This is a genomic window from Desulfobulbus propionicus DSM 2032, from assembly GCF_000186885.1.
Classification (GTDB): domain Bacteria; phylum Desulfobacterota; class Desulfobulbia; order Desulfobulbales; family Desulfobulbaceae; genus Desulfobulbus; species Desulfobulbus propionicus.
Map to the genome: position 1 here is coordinate 1,853,194 of NC_014972.1, position 19,392 is coordinate 1,872,585.

General features: G+C 63.0%; 22 protein-coding genes. 12 read left to right on the forward strand and 10 right to left on the reverse strand.

Going from position 1 to position 19,392, the window contains the following annotated elements; translation table 11 throughout:
- Positions 1-18 precede the first annotated feature (18 nt).
- A complete protein-coding gene (locus DESPR_RS08035; protein WP_015724305.1) occupies positions 19-456 on the reverse strand; it encodes a hypothetical protein in 438 nt (145 codons plus the stop codon).
- 199 nt (positions 457-655) lie between these two features.
- On the opposite strand from DESPR_RS08035, the gene DESPR_RS08040 reads away from it, so the two are divergent.
- The gene (locus DESPR_RS08040) at positions 656-2,635 is read left to right on the forward strand and encodes a two-component system sensor histidine kinase NtrB (protein ID WP_081457988.1); all 1,980 of its coding nucleotides are present in this window, start codon (positions 656-658) and stop codon (positions 2,633-2,635) included.
- Between the two features lie 22 nt (positions 2,636-2,657).
- On the opposite strand, the gene DESPR_RS18950 is transcribed toward DESPR_RS08040, so the two are convergent.
- Positions 2,658-3,029, reverse strand: a complete 372-nt coding sequence (locus tag DESPR_RS18950) for a hypothetical protein (protein WP_245529496.1) — start codon at positions 3,027-3,029, stop codon at positions 2,658-2,660.
- A gap of 11 nt (positions 3,030-3,040) precedes the next feature.
- On the opposite strand from DESPR_RS18950, the gene DESPR_RS08050 reads away from it, so the two are divergent.
- The 11 genes from DESPR_RS08050 to DESPR_RS08100 all read left to right on the forward strand — a co-directional run bounded on the left by DESPR_RS08050 (position 3,041) and on the right by DESPR_RS08100 (position 11,857).
- The gene (locus tag DESPR_RS08050) at positions 3,041-3,592 is read left to right on the forward strand and encodes a YqgE/AlgH family protein (protein WP_015724308.1); all 552 of its coding nucleotides are present in this window, start codon (positions 3,041-3,043) and stop codon (positions 3,590-3,592) included.
- Positions 3,593-3,664: 72 nt separating this feature from the next.
- Positions 3,665-4,093: a YkgJ family cysteine cluster protein gene (locus tag DESPR_RS08055; RefSeq protein WP_015724309.1), complete on the forward strand. Its 429-nt coding sequence runs from the start codon at positions 3,665-3,667 to the stop codon at positions 4,091-4,093.
- Positions 4,090-4,557, forward strand: a complete 468-nt coding sequence (locus DESPR_RS08060; RefSeq protein WP_015724310.1) for a 23S rRNA (pseudouridine(1915)-N(3))-methyltransferase RlmH — start codon at positions 4,090-4,092, stop codon at positions 4,555-4,557. Before DESPR_RS08055 ends, DESPR_RS08060 begins: the two co-directional genes overlap by 4 nt.
- A gap of 139 nt (positions 4,558-4,696) precedes the next feature.
- Positions 4,697-5,215: a tRNA (adenosine(37)-N6)-threonylcarbamoyltransferase complex ATPase subunit type 1 TsaE gene (gene tsaE, locus DESPR_RS08065; RefSeq protein WP_015724311.1), complete on the forward strand. Its 519-nt coding sequence runs from the start codon at positions 4,697-4,699 to the stop codon at positions 5,213-5,215.
- A gap of 86 nt (positions 5,216-5,301) precedes the next feature.
- Complete coding sequence (locus DESPR_RS08070) at positions 5,302-7,068, forward strand: YcaO-like family protein (protein ID WP_015724312.1); 1,767 nt, start codon at positions 5,302-5,304, stop codon at positions 7,066-7,068.
- On the forward strand, positions 7,065-8,126 hold the full coding sequence (waaF, locus tag DESPR_RS08075) for a lipopolysaccharide heptosyltransferase II (RefSeq protein ID WP_015724313.1): 1,062 nt from the start codon (positions 7,065-7,067) through the stop codon (positions 8,124-8,126). The genes DESPR_RS08070 and waaF overlap by 4 nt, the downstream gene beginning before the upstream one ends.
- Positions 8,126-8,749 carry a D-glycero-alpha-D-manno-heptose-1,7-bisphosphate 7-phosphatase gene (locus DESPR_RS08080; RefSeq protein ID WP_015724314.1) on the forward strand — a complete coding sequence of 208 codons (624 nt, stop codon included), beginning with the start codon at positions 8,126-8,128 and terminating at the stop codon, positions 8,747-8,749. The genes waaF and DESPR_RS08080 overlap by 1 nt, the downstream gene beginning before the upstream one ends.
- A 57-nt stretch (positions 8,750-8,806) precedes the next feature.
- Positions 8,807-9,403 carry a LemA family protein gene (locus tag DESPR_RS08085; RefSeq protein WP_015724315.1) on the forward strand — a complete coding sequence of 199 codons (597 nt, stop codon included), beginning with the start codon at positions 8,807-8,809 and terminating at the stop codon, positions 9,401-9,403.
- Between the two features lie 16 nt (positions 9,404-9,419).
- Positions 9,420-10,310 (forward strand): TPM domain-containing protein, encoded by an 891-nt coding sequence (locus DESPR_RS08090; RefSeq protein WP_015724316.1) that lies wholly within the window; start codon positions 9,420-9,422, stop codon positions 10,308-10,310.
- A 2-nt stretch (positions 10,311-10,312) separates the two neighbouring features.
- Positions 10,313-10,996, forward strand: coding sequence for a TPM domain-containing protein (locus tag DESPR_RS08095; protein WP_015724317.1), 684 nt, complete (start codon positions 10,313-10,315; stop codon positions 10,994-10,996).
- A gap of 3 nt (positions 10,997-10,999) precedes the next feature.
- Positions 11,000-11,857, forward strand: a complete 858-nt coding sequence (locus DESPR_RS08100; RefSeq protein ID WP_015724318.1) for a glycerophosphodiester phosphodiesterase — start codon at positions 11,000-11,002, stop codon at positions 11,855-11,857.
- A 30-nt stretch (positions 11,858-11,887) separates the two neighbouring features.
- Here the strand turns inward: DESPR_RS08100 and DESPR_RS08105 are convergent, their stop codons facing one another.
- The 8 genes from DESPR_RS08105 to trsM all read right to left on the reverse strand — a co-directional run bounded on the left by DESPR_RS08105 (position 11,888) and on the right by trsM (position 19,392).
- A complete protein-coding gene (locus DESPR_RS08105) occupies positions 11,888-12,544 on the reverse strand; it encodes a 3'-5' exonuclease (RefSeq protein ID WP_015724319.1) in 657 nt (218 codons plus the stop codon).
- A gap of 157 nt (positions 12,545-12,701) precedes the next feature.
- Positions 12,702-13,307 carry a histidine phosphatase family protein gene (locus tag DESPR_RS08110; protein WP_015724320.1) on the reverse strand — a complete coding sequence of 202 codons (606 nt, stop codon included), beginning with the start codon at positions 13,305-13,307 and terminating at the stop codon, positions 12,702-12,704.
- Positions 13,295-14,461 (reverse strand): DVU_1551 family NTP transferase, encoded by a 1,167-nt coding sequence (locus DESPR_RS08115; protein ID WP_015724321.1) that lies wholly within the window; start codon positions 14,459-14,461, stop codon positions 13,295-13,297. Before DESPR_RS08115 ends, DESPR_RS08110 begins: the two co-directional genes overlap by 13 nt.
- Complete coding sequence (locus DESPR_RS08120) at positions 14,446-15,495, reverse strand: XdhC family aldehyde oxidoreductase maturation factor (protein ID WP_015724322.1); 1,050 nt, start codon at positions 15,493-15,495, stop codon at positions 14,446-14,448. The genes DESPR_RS08115 and DESPR_RS08120 overlap by 16 nt, the downstream gene beginning before the upstream one ends.
- Positions 15,492-16,802, reverse strand: a complete 1,311-nt coding sequence (locus DESPR_RS08125) for a DVU_1553 family AMP-dependent CoA ligase (RefSeq protein WP_015724323.1) — start codon at positions 16,800-16,802, stop codon at positions 15,492-15,494. The genes DESPR_RS08120 and DESPR_RS08125 overlap by 4 nt, the downstream gene beginning before the upstream one ends.
- Positions 16,799-18,208, reverse strand: a complete 1,410-nt coding sequence (trsS, locus tag DESPR_RS08130) for a radical SAM (seleno)protein TrsS (protein WP_015724324.1) — start codon at positions 18,206-18,208, stop codon at positions 16,799-16,801. The genes DESPR_RS08125 and trsS overlap by 4 nt, the downstream gene beginning before the upstream one ends.
- On the reverse strand, positions 18,198-18,653 hold the full coding sequence (locus DESPR_RS08135) for a DVU_1555 family C-GCAxxG-C-C protein (RefSeq protein ID WP_015724325.1): 456 nt from the start codon (positions 18,651-18,653) through the stop codon (positions 18,198-18,200). Before DESPR_RS08135 ends, trsS begins: the two co-directional genes overlap by 11 nt.
- Positions 18,646-19,392, reverse strand: coding sequence for a DVU_1556 family methyltransferase (gene trsM, locus DESPR_RS08140; RefSeq protein WP_015724326.1), 747 nt, complete (start codon positions 19,390-19,392; stop codon positions 18,646-18,648). Before trsM ends, DESPR_RS08135 begins: the two co-directional genes overlap by 8 nt.

A 19,392-nucleotide genomic window follows, 5' to 3' on the forward strand; every position in this document is an offset into this window, starting at 1 on the left:
AATTGCGCGGTTGAACAATTACCGTTTAGAGTGGCGCGGGCTGTGAAAGTCGTAGAAACACGGCATGGCATCGTCGCCCTGTCCCATCAGCAGCATGGGTAACGGGAATCCGGCTTCCTGAGCCTTGACCCGTAACTTTTCACGCAACTCGAACAACTCTCCGGCCACCTGGGATGCCTTGACCGTGTCCGGCGTGCCAGCAGCCATGATGGCCCGCATCTCCGCGCTCTTTTGTGCCAGTTCCTTGCGGACCGTCACGGTGTCATTGAGAAACTTTTCCCGGGCTTTTTGCATTTCGGTGTTGACTTGAGCCGCGTGGTGCGCGGGTTTGTCCTTGGAACCGGCGTCGGCCGCCTGGCCCGGTTGCGCCAACGCCGCTTGACTGATGGCCAGGGTCAAGCCACTGGTTAGAATAGCCGCCATCATGATCCGTTTTTTGACACTTGCTGTTTCCATGATTCAATGCTCCTGAGATTCAAGAGAAGGTATATTGGTTTGTTGTGCCTGTAGTCTAGCGAGATTCATGCCATTTTTTGCTTTCTGTACAATTATTTGATATGATTGAATATAATATTTCATTGAGCAAGATGGCCGTTGTTTCGGTCGGGCCAAGGCCGATACCTGTTTCCTTTCTATCCACGTGCGAGCGGCACGGATGAGTAAAAAGTATCCAGCCGATGCGGCCGCCCCTGATCAGCCTCCAGGTCAAAGCGGCCATCATCGGCAAAAAGATCACCGCTGTTCCCCTGGATTGATCCTTGCAAAGACCGCCGACATGAGCATGCGATTGTTGAAAAAGTCCCGCCGGCCCGCCTATATGTTTTCCTCTCCCTGGCTCTTGGCCTCGGCCGCCGGTCTTCTCATCATGATCGTGGTCACGTTTGCCTTCCACAATCTTAGGCTCGAAGAGCGGTTGATGACCAATGCCATGCTGCAGAAGGCCTCGACCTTGATCCGGGTGCTCCATTCGGGGTCTCGGGCCTCCTATCTTAACGATCTGCGCAAGGATACCTGGAACAACGAGGCGTGGACAACGCACGTCCAGCGGGTGATCGACCATCTGGCCGAAGATCCGGACCTGCGTTTTCTTTCCCTGGTCAACGAAACCGGCCAAGTCATAGCCCATAGCGATCATACGCGGATTGGCGCTCTCGAACCCGTGCCGGAGAGCAACAGGTATCGGCATCCCGCCGACGATCAGCCGCAGCTCACCCACAGTGTCCGGGAAACCCGCGAGTATGGCCGCGTTTTCGAGACAATCCGCCAATTTTCTCCATCCTTTCCGGCGTTGCTGCCGATGCCCCTGCAACCGTTGCGGGAGGGGCTGAAAGGACCGTTTCTCCACCATCCCGAAGAGAGACGGCCGATGATGCGGCTGCTTCCCGAGGGGCTGCCCACGGGGGAGCGCTATTTCGTGGTGGTCGCCCTGGACATGAAGGAGTTTGATCGGACCCTGGGGCGGTTGCGGATGCAGATTTTCATGCTGTCGCTGGCCATGTTGCTTGTCGGCCTGGGCGGCTGGTTTTCCTTGTCAGCGGTCCAGGGATTTCGCGTCTCGCAGAAAACATTGGAAAACATCCAGGCGTTCACCTCGCTGCTGGTCGCCAAACTGCCGGTCGGTGTCATCGCCACCGATGCCACTGGTCGGATCACCACCTGGAACCAGACCATCGCCCACGTGACCGGCATCGACAAAACCGCAGCCACCGGCAAACACCCGGAGGAGATCCTGCCCGAACCGTTGGCCGCCTTTTTTCTTCCAGGCGGTTCAGGGGCGGCTGAGCCAACCGCCACCGAAAAGGAAACCCTTGTCCGTCTTGCCTTCGGGCCCAGACGGTGCGAACTGCTCTGCCATCCGCTGACCATCAGCGACAGCGAACACCAGTATCTTGGCCGGGTGCTGCTGATCTCGGATGTCACCGAGATCCGTTCGCTTGAACAGCGGATGCGGGAGAACGAACGCCTGGCCGCGGTGGGACGGATGGCCGGCGGGGTGGCCCATGAGGTCCGCAACCCCTTGAGTTCCATCAAAGGATTGGCTTTGCTGCTGAAAAATAAATTTCCTCTTGGCAGCAAGGAGCAGGATACCGCCGATCTGCTCATTCAGGAGACGGAACGGATGAACCGAACCATCACTGAGATGCTCAGCTTCACCCGGCCCTCGGCCCTCCACCTGGGCAGAGTCGATCTTGGCGCCTTGCTGGGGCGAAGTCTGGAGTTGATCAGGGCCGAGGCCGAGGAAAACGGCATCCGGAGCGTGCTGAACATCGGCCCGGATCTATGTCCGGTGCTGGGAGACGCCGACCGGTTGCAGCAGGTGGCCATGAATGTGCTGCTCAATGCCATGCAGGCCATGGAAGAGGGCGGAGAGCTGGTTGTGTCGCTGGCCAACAGAGACAACGGGCAAACCGTGGAACTGCGCATCAGCGACACCGGTGCGGGTATCGATCCGGCCCTCCTGTCCCAGGTTTTTTATCCCTATTTCACCACCAAACAGGGGGGAACCGGCATTGGATTGGCTATCTGCCAGAAGATTGTCGCCGATCACGGCGGGACCATCGAATTGGAAAGCGAACCGGTCAAGGGGACGACGGTGATCGTCACCTTGCCGGCCTATCATCCTCCTCAAGGATGAGCGAACGGCTTGTTGTTCGCTCCTATCCTTGCGGGGTGATGAGGTGCTTGTCGAGAAACTCGCATTCGATCGGAGTGAGGTCAAATCGCAGTTCAGCTTGCTGAAGAATCGCCCGCCGCGTCTTTTCCGGATGTTCCGCCAAAGTTTCCGTCATCCAGACAAGCGCTTTTTTCAGTTTTGCCGACTTGACGTTCAACGGTGAGTGTTCGCTCATGGGCGTTTCCTTGTTTTTCTTTGATAACGGTTGCTTGTTGCCGGGGATGCGATTACATTGTACCCATACCGGAGCAAGGGGGCAACCTTCATTGATGTCGCTTGCCTGCCGTGCCGCCGGCTCGACCAGTTCGACCGGGATGATCGATTGGTGAGAGCAGGACAGCAAAGGGAGTAACAACGGGAATCGCCATGGAAAGTCTGGCAGGACATTTTCTTATTTCCACCCCGCAGATGCCTGATCCACGGTTTCAGGAACAGGTGATCTACCTGTGCGCGCACAACGAGGAAGGAGCCATGGGGCTGGTGATCAACAATCCCAATCCCGAGATCACCATGGTCGATGTCCTCCACGGTTCCAATCTGTCCATCCCCGAAGGCCCGTTGCCGGCGGTGTACATGGGCGGCCCGGTGGAGGTCGATGCCGGGTTCATTCTCTATTCCACCGCGACGCCGGACCGCTACTCGGTGGAGGTGAAGCCCGGAGTCTATCTGAGCCGCGATTCCCGTCTCTTGGAAGATATTTCCCTGGGTCAGGGGCCGCAATGCTATCTGTTCATGCTCGGCTATGCCGGATGGGGTGCCGGTCAGCTGGAGAATGAACTGATGGACAACAGCTGGTTGACCGTTCCAGCGGACGTGGACGTGCTCTTCCATACCCCGGATGACCAGAAATGGCGCAAGGCGGCCCAAATCTTCGGTATTGATATTTCAACCTTTGGGGATATCATCGGCTACGCCTGAAGGCTGACTGTTCCTGCTTTTTCCCTTTCCTTCTGCCCCCGTCGGTTCACGAGAACCGACATTTTTTTTGCCATGAACGAGAACACCGTACCCGACGTTGCTGATATTTTTGTTTGTGCCCGCTGCGGCTTCTGCTGCCACGGGGAAACCACCGTCTCTCTCGACGAGCGCGATCAGGAGCGGATGATCAAGGCTTTGGGCCTGACCCGTGAACAGACCCAGGCGCGCTACTGGCGGGTCACCGGTTCGGTGGTGCAGATGCAGGTGCGCGACGGCCACTGCATTTTTTTCGACGACCAGGTTGGCTGCACGGTCCATGAGGGCCGCCCCTGGCGATGCCGGCAGTGGCCCCTGCACCCGAGCATGCTCGCCGACGAGGACAACTACCGCACGATCACCGACTCCTGCCCAGGATTGAACAAAGAACTGAGTTACGAGCAGTTCTGTCGTATTTTTCAAGCTCTGCTCGATCTGGGAGAGGGGGGCAAGTTCAGCGGATGAAGGTGCTCATCCCGTTCCTGGGCAAGACCAGGGAAACCTATCTCGATGCCGGTATCCGCGACTATGCCGGCCGGCTCGGCCGTTTTGCCACGGTGGATCTGCCGGTGCTCCGCGAACGCCACCACCGCAAGGAGCCGGACGAGGTGATCAAGGCGGCCGAAGCCGCACAGCTGATGGAACAGGCGGCGGCGGCCCCGCTGCGGGTGGCCCTTGATCCCCAGGGCAAAATTCCGGATTCCGAAGAACTGGCCGCCCTGCTTACCCAATGGGAAGATCAGGGGATCGGCACGGTCTGTTTCCTGATTGGCGGCCATCTTGGGCTGCACCGCCTAGTGCTTGATCAGGCGCACTTGACCCTGTCCCTCTCCCGTCTGACCTTTACCCACGAAATGACCCGCCTGATCCTGTTGGAACAGCTCTACCGGGCCTGGACCATCAAGGCCGGCCACAAGTACCACAAATAACCACCAAACGCACACTACTTCCCCTGTTTGATCCTCGCCTAACCAAACCAGCGGGCCTGCTGCACTTCTGACTTCATAAATCGCGCGCCCTGTGGTACTGATGGAACCCGACAAGGCATTTTTCGCAGAGGCAAGGACGATGGCCAACACAGCTCAACCGCAGGAAGAACAGGCACGGGACCATGCCTTGGTGGTCTTTTGTCCGTCGGTCGAAAGCCTGGCCCCCCTGGCCGAGATCCTGGCCACGATGCTGCATGCGGGCGACGTCCTTCTGCTCCACGGCGAGCTGGGAGCGGGGAAAACCACCCTGACCCAATGGCTCGCCCAGGCACTGGGCGTGGACGAGTCGCAGTATGTGGCCAGCCCTTCCTTTGCCCTGATGCACGAATACCAGGGGCGGCTGCCGATCTTTCACATGGATCTGTACCGGCTCCGCGACGAGGACGATGTCGAGGCCGCCGGATTGCTTGATTGTTTCGAGCGGCAGGGGCTGTGCATCGTCGAGTGGCCGGACCGCCTCGGCACCTTGACCCCGGATGAGCGGCTTGATATTCTGTTGCAGCCTGCGGACTCCGGGGCCCGACGGATTACCCTGACGCCGTGGGGATTCGACTGGAATCAACGCATCCAGCGGATCGCCGCGCGCCTGGCCGCCTAACCACCCAACCCGATGCCGCGATCGGATGCGGCTACGTTGCACGCATCGGTTCCTGCTCGATTAATCACCCATTCACGCACGAGTTCATGAAGAAAAGAATCATCACCCTGCAGCCCTGCAGGAAACAGTACACTTATGATCAAGACAAGGCCTGCTCTCCGGAGGAAACCGTGGCCCGGTTTCAGGAGCGGCTCAAGGCGACCAATCTCGACGTGCTCAAGGAGATCCGCCGCATTGACAACGGCCGCCTCGATATTCCGGTCTATTTCAGCATCTGCGGCGAGGATGCCCGGCGAATCATCGGCAACAAAAAGCAGATGGGCAAGGGCTCGACCCCCGAGCAGTCGCGGGCCAGCGCCTGCATGGAGCTGGGCGAGCGGTTCAGTTTTTTCAGTTTTCTCAAAGAGGAGACCAACTTCATCACCGGCGACTATGCCGCCATGGAAGCGTCCGGGTATCCGGTGCTCCCGATCGAGGTTCTGCTTGATTCGGTCCACGACACCACGCTCTCGCCCGAGATCCTGCGGGTCATGCTCGCTGATCTGCCGTTGCAGTGGACCTGGGCCCTGCGGCTGTCGGACAACCATCCGCTGCTCGTGCCTTTTTCCTGGTTCTACGCCATCAACGAGTTCAACGGCCCCTCGGCTGGCAACACCTATGAAGAGGCGGTCATCCAGGGAATCAGTGAGGTGGTCGAGCGTCATGTCTGCGCCCTGATCACCCGCGACCGCATCCCGACCCCGCAGATCGATCCGGCCTCGATTACCGATCCGGTGGCCCTGGAATTGCTGGCCAAATTCCGCAGATGCGGCATCGAGGTCTTTCTCAATGATTTCTCCCTCGACACCGGTATCCCCACCATCGGTGCCCTAGCCTGGGATCCTGCCACCTTTCCCGAGCAGAGCGAGATCGTCTACACCGCCGGCACCACTCCGGATGCCAACAAGGCCTTGATTCGCGCCCTGACCGAGGTGGCCCAACTGGCCGGCGATTTCAACAGCGGTGCCAACTACGTGGCCAGCGGCCTGCCCAAGCCGCTCAGTTTGGACGAGGTGGGCCATGTGGTGGCCAGCGGCCTGACCACCCGCCTCGAAACGGTGGTGGATCTTAAAGACACGGACATCTTCCAGGAAGTGCGCAACTGCGTGGCCGCCCTGCAACGCAGCAACCTGGAGGTGCTGGTCATCGACACCACCCATCCGGAATTGCGGATTCCCGCCATCTACACCATCATTCCCGGTGCTCACTTCCGTGAACGGGCCATGGGCGGCAACGCGGCCCTGTTCGCCGCCAAACTGGCCTCGGAGCTGCTCGCGGGCGACCGGCTGGACGCCAAGCTGAAGGCCATGCAGGGACTGCTGCCCGAGGCCTACTACCTCCATTTCTACCGGGGGCGTCACCTCTACGACCAGGGGCTGACCGATGGGGCCCTGGTCTGTTTCGACCAGGCCCTGCAACTGGAACCCCGCCAGGAAGACCTGCCCTATCTTTACTCCTATAAAGGGTCCTGCCTGCGCGACCTGGGCCGCTACGACGCGGCGATTGCCGCGCTGGAACAGGGTCTTGGCTATGACGAGGAGCGGCCGGACATCTACAACACCCTCGGCGTCTGCTGCTACAAGATTGGCCGCTACGACCGGGCGGTCGACCATTTCCGGCGGGCGGTGGAGCTCAATCCGGCCTCGGCCATCGACTACGCCAACCTGGCGCTCAATCTGGAGCATCTGGGCGAGCGCGAGCAGGCGATCTGCAACTACGAGATCGCCCTGTCCCAGGATACCTCCATCGCCTTTGCCGCCGAGCGTCTTGCCGGCCTGCTGGCGGAGGCGGCAAGCGGAGGGGAGCGCGCGTGAAATCCCTGCCAGCCCATCCGCACAAAATTCTGGTCCGTTCCACCAACTGGATCGGCGACGCGGTGATGACCACGCCGGCGGTGCGCACCATCCGCGAAAATTTCCCGGACAGTGAGATCACCCTGCTGGTGCACCCCTGGGTCAGCGATGTCTTCCGCTACAGCCCCCGGGTCGATCGGTTGATCATCTATGACAAAAAAGGGCGGCACAAAGGGATACGGGGCATGCTGCAGTTGGCCGGCGAGCTGCGCCAGGAGCAGTTCGACTGCGCCATCCTGCTGCAAAACGCCTTCGAGGCGGCGCTGATCACCCTGATGGCCGGCATCCCGGTGCGCGCCGGCTACACCACCGACGGCCGGGGTCTGCTGCTCACCCACGGGGTGCATAAAATCACCGAACTCAACCGCAAACACGAGATCTACTACTACCAGCGGATCATGCAGGGCTTGGGACTGAAACCCGCCGTCAACGAGCTGGAGCTGTTCATTCCCGGCGAGCAGATCGACGCGGCCAAGGAGCGGCTCGCGCAACGGGGCGGCGAACGATTGGGTGCGGGGCCGTTGCTCGGCTTCAACCCGGGTGCCGCCTTTGGCCCGGCCAAGCGCTGGCCGGCGGAGAAGTATGCCCAACTGGCACGGACGATCTGCGACCGGCTCGATGGATGGATCCTGCTCTTCGGCAGCGAGGCTGACCGGCAGACGGCCGCCGACATCATCGCCCGCGCCGGCAGCGCCGCTTCGCGGATGATCGATCTCACCGGCGCCACCACCCTGATCGAAGCCATGGCCCTGATCGGCGAGTGCGACGTGTTCGTCACCAACGATTCCGGCCTGATGCATGTGGCTGCCGCCCTCCACACCCCGCTGGTGGCCATCTTCGGCTCCACCGACCACATCGCCACCGGCCCCTATGCCGACAATGCGGTGGTGATCCGCAAACCGTTGCCCTGCAGCCCCTGCAAGAAGACCCATTGTCCGGAAAAGCATTTCCGCTGCATGAAGCTGATCGACAGCGACGAGGTCTTCGCCGCGGTCGAGGGCATTCTCAAGGAGTCCTGATGAGCGCCCCACCTTCCTCGCCGGGCGGTGTTTCCACTCGCCAGCCGGCGGTGTTTCTTGATCGCGACGGCACCATCAACGAGCAGATGGGCTACATCAACCACATCAGCCGTTTTCATCTCCTGCCGGGGGTGGGCCAGGCCATCCGCCGTCTCAATGAATATGGCCTGCCGGTGCTGGTGGTGACCAATCAGTCCGGGCTGGCGCGCGGCTACTTTCCCGAATCGCTGCTCGACGAGGTGCATGCGGAGATGCGCCGCCAACTCGCTTTACAGGGCGCGCACATCGACGGCCTCTACATCTGCCCCCACCATCCCGAGGCCAAGGAAGAACGGTTCCGGTTGACCTGCACTTGCCGTAAACCCCGAACGGGCTTGCTCGAACAGGCGGCGGCTGAAAGGCATCTCGATTTGCCGCGCTCCTATGTGGTCGGCGACCGCTGGTCGGATCTGCGTTGCGGGGCGGCGGTTGGGGCCACCACCATCCTGGTGCTGACCGGCTACGGCCGCGGCGATGCCCAGTACATCGGCCCCACCCAAACGGTCCAGCCCGATTTTGTGGCCGAGGATCTGCAAACGGCGGTGCAATGGATTCTCGACCGGGAAAACAACAAGCAAGGGTGAACCGTCAACGCGACGACCCCCTTTTTGATACGTCCACCAACTGAGGAGGAACAGGCTATGCGACGAACGTCAAACCATTTCACCATGATCGCAGCGATCTTCACCATGCTGATCCTGGTGTCCGGATGCGGCTACAACAGCTTGCAACAGAAGGAGGAGGCCGTCTTCAAGGCCTGGGCGGACATCGAGGCGAATCTGCAGCGGCGGGCCGATTTGATCCCCAACCTGGTCGAAACCGTCAAGGGGTATGCGGCCCATGAACAGGCGACCCTGGAAGCGGTGATCAGTGCCCGCGCCAAGGCCACCTCGGTGCAGCTGTCCACCAAGGATTTGAGCAATCCCGCGACCATGCAGCAGCTCCAGGAAGCGCAGGGCGGTTTGAGCTCCGCCCTGGCCCGGTTGATGGTGGTGGCCGAACAGTATCCGGACCTCAAGGCCAATCAGAATTTTCTCGATCTGCAAAACCAGCTGGAAGGCACGGAAAATCGAATCAATGTCTCCCGGCAGCGCTACAATCAGGCGGTCGAAACCTTCAACGCCGCCATCCGCCGATTCCCGGAGAGCCTGACCAACAACCTGCTGCTCCATCTGGAACGCAAGGAGTATTTCAAGGCCGCGCCCGAGTCACGGGAAGCGCCCAAAGTCAAGTTTTAACCCCTCTGCGATCGCCATGACAGCTCGTGAATCCTTCGCCGCCCCCCTGCTGGCCGTTGTGCTGGCGGCTGTCGTTACCCTTCTCTCAGCCCCCCCGGCCCTGGCTCTCGATGTTCCGGTCCTGGCCGGCCGGATCAACGACACCGCGGGGATTCTTGCGCCGCACACCATCAGCCTGCTCGATCATTCCCTGCAGAGCCTGGAGGAACACGAATCCACTCAGATCGTGGTGCTCACCATTCCGAGCCTGAAGGGCGACAGTGTGGAAGGGTATGCCCTCAGGGTCGCGGAACAGTGGCAAATCGGGCAGAAAGGGCTGGATAACGGGGCCCTGCTGCTGGTGGCGGTCAAGGAACGAAAAATCCGCATCGAGGTCGGCTACGGCCTGGAAGGCACCCTGACCGATCTGGTCGCCGGACGGATCATTCGCGAACGGATGGTGCCCGCCTTCCGGCGGGGTGACTACGATCAAGGGGTAAGGGATGGAGTGGCGGCGATGATCGCCGCCGTGCAAGGGGAGTTCGCCGGCACGGAAGCATCGGTTGAACGGGGCGCGTCGCCGGATCCGGGCGGGTTTCTCGTGCTGCTGATCGTCGGCCTGTTGTTCATCGGCAAGGTCTTCCGCTGGCACAAACCGCTGGCCGCTGGTTTGGGCGGGGTGTTCGCGCCCCTGCTCGCCGGAGTGGTGTTTGCCGGCTTGTTCAGTTGGCTGATGGTCCTCCTGCTTATCCCGCTGGGCATGCTTGGCGCCTTGATGGCCACCCTGCTGAGCGGAACGGCTGGCATCCGCCGTTCCGGTGGGACCTTTCCCGGCCTGGGCGGTGGCTTCGGTGAAGGTTTCGGTGGCGGCGGGTTCAGCGGCGGTGGTGGAGGTTTCGGCGGTGGAGGCGCCTCGGGAGGATGGTGACCATGGATACACTTGCGCAACGGTTTTTCAGCACGGAAGAGCAGGAGCAGATCACCCAGGCGGTGCGGGAGATGGAAGGGCAGACCAGCGGCGAGATCGTACCGATGGTGGTTTCAGCCTCCCACAGCTATCCCGAGGCCCAATTGACCGGGGCTGTACTCCTCTCCCTGCCCCTGGCCCTGATCGCTGCCTTTGCCACCAGCAGCCTGCTGTGGTGGCGGGGGGAGGTACTGTGGCTTTTTCTTCTCTTTTTTCTGTGCTTCTTTGCAGGTGCGCGGCTGTTGGTGCGCCATCCGGTCCTGCTGCGTCTGTTTCTCCGCGACGAACGGACCGAAGAAGAGGTTCAACGGGCGGCGCTGGCTCACTTCTACAGCGAAGGGCTGCACCAGACCAGGGATGCCACCGGAGTGCTGATCTACATTTCGGTGTTGGAGCGCCGGGTATGGATCCTTGGCGATCAGGGCATCAACGAACGGCTTGCGCCGCAGACCTGGCAGCACTGCGTGGACGGGTTGGCGCGCGGCATCCGGGAGAAGCGCCAGGCTGCGGCCCTGTACACGGCTATTGCCGAGATTGGGACCCTGCTGCGAGACCATTTTCCGCCCCGAACCGATGACCGCAATGAACTGGGCGACCTGATCATCGTGGATGACCGACCGGCTCGGCGGCAGCTGGTGGTTCGATAGGAGATGGAGCACGCGTCGAACACCGGACACGGGAAGCGGTTTTTCGCCCGATTCCCCGACCGGCCGCTGATCATCGCCCACCGGGGCTACCGTGCCTGTTATCCGGAAAACACCTTGTGCGCCTTTGCCCACAGTCTGGGCCGCTGCGACATGATCGAGCTCGATGTTCAGTTGAGCCGTGATGGCGAGGTGGTGGTCTTCCATGACGACGAGCTGGGGCGGACCAGCAATGGGGCGACCCTGGCCCACGAACTCGGTCTGCCCGCCCTGCGCTTGGGCGACTGGTCCTTGGCCCAGTTGCGCCGCCTCGATGTCGGTTCCTGGTTTTTGGACGCCGATCCCTTTGCCGCCCTGGCCAAGGGACTGGTCAGCCGCGACCAGCTGCTCGGCCTGATGCCGCAGCGCATCCCCATCCTGCGGGAAGTGCTGGCCTGGGCCTCGGCCCACGACTTGCCGCTCAACGTCGAACTCAAGGACAGCGGCCAAGAGGGAAGGAATGAACAGCTGGCTGCGGCGGTGGTGGCAGAAATCCAAGCCTCCGGCACCCGCGACCTGGTGCTGCTTTCCTCGTTCAATCACGATCTGCTTCGGGCCTGCCGCCAACGTGCCCCGGAAATCGCCGTGGCCGCCCTTCAGGAAGAGGGGCATCCGCCGGATATGATTCCCTATCTGCGCGCCCTCGGCGTGCAGGCCTATCATCCCGAAGACACCCTCGTTGATGCCGCCCTGGTTGCCGCCCTGCGCGCCGCCGGTTTGCCGGTCAACGTGTTCACCGTCAACGACCCCGGCCGCCAGCAACAGCTGTTCGCACTCGGGGTCAACGGCATCTTCACCGATTTTCCTGATTCCTGTTCTCGATAACCCCTTTGCCGACCGGCGGCGAAAGGCTGTTCACCGCGAGTGGATGCCGCTGTCTCCGAGACAGGTCTTCTGTCGGTCGGCAAGATTGCGCAGGTAGCGGTCCACCTTGGCCCGACCGATGCGGCCCAGCTCCTGCATCAGAGTGAAGGGAATTTCGTCGAGTCCGTAGCGATCGCACAGCACATCGGTCATGGCGATCCACACATGGCCGGTCATCTCGGCATCGGCCAGGGCGCGATGAAAGGTGCCGTCGGTGAAGATGCCCAGATGGTTGACCAGGGTGGCCAGCTTATGGTTGGGGGATTCGGGAAAGAGGCGGCGGGAGGCGAGCACGGTGCAAGCCATGGGGTTGGACTGGTGGCGGCCGATCAACGCCAGTTCGGCGTCAAGAAAGGCGCGGTCAAAGCCGGCGTTGTGAGCCACCAGGGGCAGATCGCCCATCCAGTCAGCGAACCGGTTCATCACCTCTTCACAGGGCGGGGCGTGGGCAATCAGGTCATTGCTGATGCCGGTGAGACGTTCGATGAACCAGCTGATGGTGAAACCGGGGTTCATCAACGCCTGAAAGCGGTCAACGATCCGGTCGTGCTCGATGCGCACCGCCCCCACCTCGATCGGCCGGTCGCCCCGGTTCGGCGAATGGCCGGTGGTTTCAAAATCAAGAACAATGACGGCAGGGGTGGACATAGACCAGCGGTGAGTGATTGTGGGCAGAGAACGACGAAGAAAGCCAAAAGCGTGCCTGAAGGTTGGCCTGGGTTCCTTCCCCTCGGCGCGGGGAGCCCAGGGACAGCGGGCGCACGACCGTTTCCTGTTTACGCCACCCGTCGGGGGAATGCAAGCATCACCTGGTCAGCAGGCGGAGATTGATCGCCTCGACCCGCAGGCCGTGTGAACCGCGTCGCAGGAGATTGACCGCGCAATGGTCCTGGGGAAGCGCGAACAGGGTACACAACGGCCGGTCCAGCAGACGGGAGAGAATCACCCGATTGACCCCGGCGTGGGCGACGACGAGCAGCGGACCGGGGTGCTCGTCGGCCAGCGCCCGCAAGGCCGGGAGGGCGCGGGCCGCCAGATCGGCGAAACTTTCACCGCCCGGAGGCCGGAAATGTTCCAGATCCTGGCCGCGCTGTTCATAGGCTCCGGGATAGCGGGCCTGGACCTCAGCCACGCTCAGGCCTTCCCAGTCGCCGAGATTGATTTCCGTCAATGCCGCCATCGATTGAATCTCGGCCAGCGGACGGTTGCCGGCCAGTGCGGCGGTGTGCAGCGCCCGTTGCAGGGGCGAGGAAAAGATATGGCTGAAGGTGAGCGCACGGAGCCGCTCGCCCACCATGCGCGCCTGGCGGATGCCCTCTGCATTGAGCGGCAGGTCGGTCTGGCCCAGGAAGCGGCGCGGCGAGGATGTGTCGATCGCGCCGTGGCGAGCAAGAACGATCAGCGACTGCACGGTCGGCCGACGGTCTGCAGAATTTCGGCCACCGGCTGCCCGGCCTCGGCGGCGACGGCCTCGGCCAGGCCCACGGCCAGCTGGTAGCGCTCGCCGATGGCCCGCAATGCCTCGGCATCCTGCCCATAGAGGACCAGTTTTTCCTCGAAACGCTCGCTGAGATCGACCATCCGACTGCCGCGAACCAGCTTGTCGGCCAGATGGACCAGTTCGCGTTCGCCGATGGCCCTCCCCGGCCGCCAATCCAGATCCTTGTGGGCGGCCACTATCTCCGCCGCCCGGGCAAAGCCCAGTTGCCGCAGCCAGCGCGCCCCTTCCTCCTCGTGTTCGGGATGCCCTTTGGCCAGGTCGTGCAGCAGGCCGCTGGCCCGGCACAAATCCGCGTCCAGCTGTTTGCCGCCGTGCCGGTTGACGGCGTTGCACAGGGCAACCGCCACCTCGGCCACCCGCTGGCCGTGGGCCAGCCCCTTGGCCGTCATGGGGTGGATGTGGTCGAGAATGGCGGCACATTCGTCGCTGGCGGGGTATTCCTGGCGATGCAAGGCGTGGCGGGCGGCGAGATAGTCCTCCGGAGTATCCATGTCAAAATGGATGTGGGCATCCGCCACCTGGACCTCCTGCACCATGGCCGGCCGCGCGGCCTCGACCTCTGCCAGGAGGGTGCGCAGGCCGCCCTCGGGTTGCCGCTCCCGCTTGATCAACGGAATCAGTTCAGCGGCGAGCAGGGGCGGATGGCCGCGTCGGCCGGCAAACAGCGGGTAGAAGATGTGCCCGGAGTGCCGGACAAAGGCATCGGCCAGCCGTTTGATGGTGCCGCACCGCACCAGCGGAATGTCCACCGGCAGAAGGAAAAAGCCGCTTGTCCCGTCCCGAAGATCGTGCACCCCGGCGCGGATCGAGCTGTACATGCCGCTGGCGAAATTCGGATTGTGGGCCACCCGCGCGCCGACCCCTCGGGCCATGGCCCCTACCTCCTCGTGCCGATGACCGGTGACCACCACCACCTCGTCAATACCGCACTGGCGGAACAGCTCCACGCACCGTTGCAGCACGGTTTGTTGCCCTTCCGTGGCCAGCGGCAGCAGGGCCTTGAGTTGCCCCATGCGCGAGGAAAACCCGGCCGCGAGGATCAGGGCGCTCAGGCGAGGTGCCATGCCTTGCGGCCGGTGGCCCGCTGATAGATCAGTTCGCCGACGACGGACACCGCGATTTCTTCCGGGGTGTCCGCCTCGATGGCAAGGCCGATGGGGCAGCGCACCTGCTCCAGCTGGGCCTCGGTCACGCCCTTGTCCATCAGCCTGACATAGATGCTGTTGCGTTTCTTGCGGGAGCCGATCATGCCGATGTAGCCGGCCCCGGTCTGCAACGCCTGTTCGAGCACCTCCATGTCGTGCAGGTGGCCGCGGGTGACGATCACCAGATAGGCATCGCGATCAATATCCTCGCCCTGGAAGCAGCCGGCAAACGACGGCAGCACCCTGATCTCGTCGGCCGAGGGAAAACGCTCCTGGTTGGCGAATTCGCTCCGGTCATCCATGACCACCACCCGGAATCCGACCCGGGCCGCGGCCTCGGCGGTGCAGGCGGCCACGTGGCCGGCGCCGATCAGGTAGAGATTGCCGCCGACCGCGAACGAGGCGACCAGATAGCATTGCCCCGCCTGTTCCAGGACGGTGGCCGCCGAGGTGGAAGGCCGGAGCTGCTTGACGGCCGCGAGCAGGGCTTCGGAAACATCGGCGGCGGTTGTTCTGCCCTTGTGATCGACGACAAAGCGCTGTTCACCGTTGTGCGCTTCCAACGGGCTGACCAGAACGGCCCGGCGGCCCGATTCCATGGCCGCGAGCAGGTCGCCGAACACCGCCCGGTTGGACGCATCGGCCCGGATGCATTCCAAACAGAATTCCATCCGTCCGCCGCAGATCATGTCGGTGACGGCGGCATCGCCGTTGGACAGATCAAAGGCATGGCAGCGGGAAACGCCGGTGGCAAAACAGTCTGCCGCTTCCCTGATGGCCGCAGCCTCGACCAGACCGCCGCCAATGGTGCCGGCGATGCGTCCGTCGCGAAAGACGATCATTTTCGCGCCCGCCACCCGGGGAGTGGACCCGGATTGGCTGCACACGGTGGCCAGAACAAGATCCTGACCGCTGTCCAAGGTGGTGCATATTTGCTGAATCAATTTTTTCATGGTGCTTGGTCCTTTCGCTGCTCATGGAGCACGCGTTTAGCGTAATGAATCAATGGTCCGGGAGCAAGGGTCAGCGCAACTTCCACCTCCCGGAGCGCCGGATATCTGGTCAGTTGGTCGGCGGCGGCACGACGCACCGCCTCGCCGTGGCCCGGCAGGGTGGTCAGGCACAGCCGCAGTTGTTCCCCGCCGTGATCGTCGGCGAGGGAGGCCGAGAAATCGAGCAGGCCGGGGAGGGCCAACAGCAGCTCGTCCAACTCGGGCAATGCCAGCTGGCCGCCGCCGCGCAGGGGGCGGACCTGGTTGAAACGTCCCGTCACTCTGTCGAGCCGCCGGATGACGCTGCCGCAGGGGCAGGAACCGGCGAGGAGGCGTCCCCGGTCGCCGGTGCGGTAGCGGATCAGCGGCATGCCGGTGCGGGTCAGGGTGGTGATCACGATCTCGCCCCACTGGCCCGCTGCCAGCGGAGCCGCGGTGCGGGGGTCGATGATCTCCACCAACAGATCGGATTCGCGCAGATGGCAGCCGCAATGGGCCGCGCAGTCCACTCCGCCGCCCAGTCCGGTCTCGACCGTGCCGTAATGGGAAAAGACCTCGCAGCCAAGCAGCTGCCGCAACCCGTGGCACACGCTGTCGGGAATGTAGTCGGAGCAGAGCAGCATCGAGCGGACCGGTGCCAGGTTCAGGCGTAGATGGGCGGCCATCCGCGCCAGGGCCAGCAGTTGCACCGGGAAACCGACCAGGACATCGGGCCGCAGTTCAGCAACCGCATGGGCGGCTGCCTGGGGATCGCTCACCAATCCGAGGAGATGGCTGTTGACCTGCATCCGCTCCAGGGCGCGGGCGAGCAGGTGGCCGGTGGAATCCGGGGTGGTGCCGGGGAGACAGATGGCCACCGTTTGCCCCGGATCGACCATCTGTTCCATGCCCAGGTGAAAAAAGTCCAGGGTTCGCTCCAGATCCTCGGCGGTGAAATACAACCGCTTGGCCGCGCCGGTGGTGCCGGAGCTGTGCAGGGTGACGATCCTGGCCACGTCATCCAGACTGACGCACACCATCTCCGGGCCATGGGCACGCAGATCGGCCTCGGTGGTCAGCGGCAGGGCGTGCAGATCCTCCAGGCCCCGCAGCCGATCGATACCGGCGGCGGTCAATGCGCGGCGGTAAAAGGCGGATCGATCACGGCAAGAGGCAACAAGCGAGCGCAGCCGTTCCGCCTGATAGCGGTCGATGGCGGCCCGCGACAACGGCCGGTTGGTTTCGCCAATGGCCTGGCCGATCAGCTTGTCCAGGGGGGTGGATTTCATGGTTGCACCATGCCCCGATACAGGGGGCGCCCCTGCTGGGAGGTCAGGTTGTAGGCGCAAAAGGGGATGAGAAAACCCTGGGGCGATACCACGTGGATGCAGCAACCGCGCAGCCGTTCGAGATCAAGATTCCACGCGTCCTGAAAGACCATGGCCGAAAGCGAAAAGGTATGGGTGCGGGCCCGGGCGAGGAAGCGGTCGAAATCGTCCTGGGGCCGATCCGTGGCCGAGCAGGCGCAGGCGTCGGCTGGGGCCAGGGCAAGCGCGGGCAGGGACCACTGGCGGGCGGTGAAGCGGACGCTCTTTTCCCGTCCTTCCAGGGCGGTGGGAAGGGATGTCCTGGGCTCGCCGGTGGAACAGCAGGCTGCCTGCCCGCTGCCCAGAGGGGTCAGACGGCCATGCTCCTCGACCAGGAAGGTACCGTGGAAAGAGCACAGTGCATGTTCACAGGCCGGCGGGGCGAAATACTCGGCCAGCAGGGCTCCGTTGCTTTGCGCCTCGATCAGCTCGATCACTTCCGGCAGGGTCAGGCGCTCGGTGTCGGTGGGTGCCTGCGGATAACGGCCAAAATAGCTGATCGGTTGAAAATGCACCCCGCGCACCGTGGGCGCATGGCGGACGGCGTAGTCGATGATCGCCCCCACTTCGTGGGTATTGACCCCCGGAACCAGGGTCGGCACCAGCACCACCCCCAATCCGGCGGCACCGCAGTGATGAATGGTCTGTTCCTTGATGGCGTGCAAATCGCGGCCGCGCAGGGTCTGGTGCGTGGAACGGCTCAGTCCGTCGAATTGGAGAAAGACCGAGGTTAGCCCGGCCTGTTTGAGGGAACGGGCGTAGTCCGGGTTTTCGGCCAGCCGCAGACCATTGGTGTTGAGCTGGATAAAGCCGAACCCCTTGTCCCGGCCCAGGGCGATGATGGCATCGAGATCGTCGCGCATGGTCGGCTCTCCGCCGGACAGCTGGATGTTGCAAGGGCCGGAGGCTTCGAGGATGCGGTCATAGAAGAATTCGATCCGCTCCAGGGAGGGATCGTCGTCCGCGCCGCTGGCGCCGGCGGCGGCGAAACAGACCGGGCAGCGCAGGTTGCACCGGGCGGTGATTTCGATCAGGGCGGTGCAGGTATGCTGCCCATGGTCCGGACAGAGGCCGCAGTCATGGGGGCAGCCGGCGGCAACGGCCGTTAAGGGCCGGCGGGGTGCGGAGGGTTTTTTCGGTCGCAGCCAGGTGGCAAACGGAACAGCACCCCGCCAAATCACCGTGCGGAAGGTGCCGTGATCCGGGCACTCCTTGACCAGGTAGACGGCGTCGCCCTGCTGTTCACGGATCGCCGCCACCCGTTTGAGACAGACCGGGCAGAGGCTGGCGGTCGACGACAGCAGTTCGATGGTGCGCTCAGCCCCCATGGATCTGCTCCCGGGGCAGGCTGGGGTCGATGTTGTGCTCGGTCAGGAGGGCAAGCAGGGTTTCGCGGGCACGGATCATGATGTCGCCGCAGACTTCCGGCTTGCGTCCCCCCTGATAGGCGACGATGTCATCGCAGCGGATTCCTCCCCAGGCAGTGGCGCCTTGCTTGAACCAGTCCATGAACTGGGCGAGCATCAGGGGATAGCAGTCCAGGGGGTGTTCGGCAACGCTGCCCTTGGCCGTGTACAAGGCAATGATGCAGGCTGCGGCGCTGGCCACGCCGCACAGCTCGCCGCTGCCCGCGCCTTCGCACAATCCGGCCATGGCCCGAACCAGGGGAATGTTGTCCTCGCCCATGTCTTCGAGGGTGAGTTGGATCATGATCTGGCTGCAGCAGAATCCCTGTCCAGCCAGTTGCATGATGCGCAGCGCGGTTTCATCCATGGAAGGCCCCCTTGTCGGCGATCAGCGCATAGTAGCCCAGCGGCGCCGTGGCCAGGGCGCAGGCCGTGGTGCGGGCGGCGGTCGTATCCATGAACAGCGACCAGAACTGTTCCAGGCTGCCGTGGGAAAAAATGATCTGTCCGGCCAGTTGCTTGAGCAGGTCACTGCGGTCGCGGAGCAGGGCGAGGGAAAATCCGGCCTGGTGCAAGCCGCTGGTGATCGTCTCCAGGGGCAGGGCCTGGGCGATGCAACTCTTCAGGGGCGGCAGCTGCGGCCGCTGGGAATGCTTGCAATAGATGTCGGTGAGGAGCAACGAGCCGCCCGGCCGCAGCACCCGATGCATTTCCTTGAGGCTGGCCTGCGGGTTGTCGGTCAGCGACAGCGCGCATTCGCAGAGCACGGCGTCGAAGGCGGCATCCGCGCAGGGAAGGGCAGCGGCTGTTCCCTGGTGGAGGGTCGCGGCGGGCGCCCGGAGGGCGGCCTTGTCGAGCATGAAGGCCGAGGGGTCAAGACCGCTGGCATCCAGGGCGAATTCGTCCGCCATCAGCGCCAGGCTGTGCCCGGGACCACAGCCGATATCGAGCACCCGAGCACCCGGAGGCAGACGGCAGAAACCGAGCAGTTCCCTGGTCAGCTCCAGGCCCCCCGGCCGCAGGGTGCCGCCGGTCAGGGCGGACAACGGTTCCTGTTCGTACAGGGGAACAGAGGGGGAGGCCGGGCAGGAACGGATCGCGTTCAT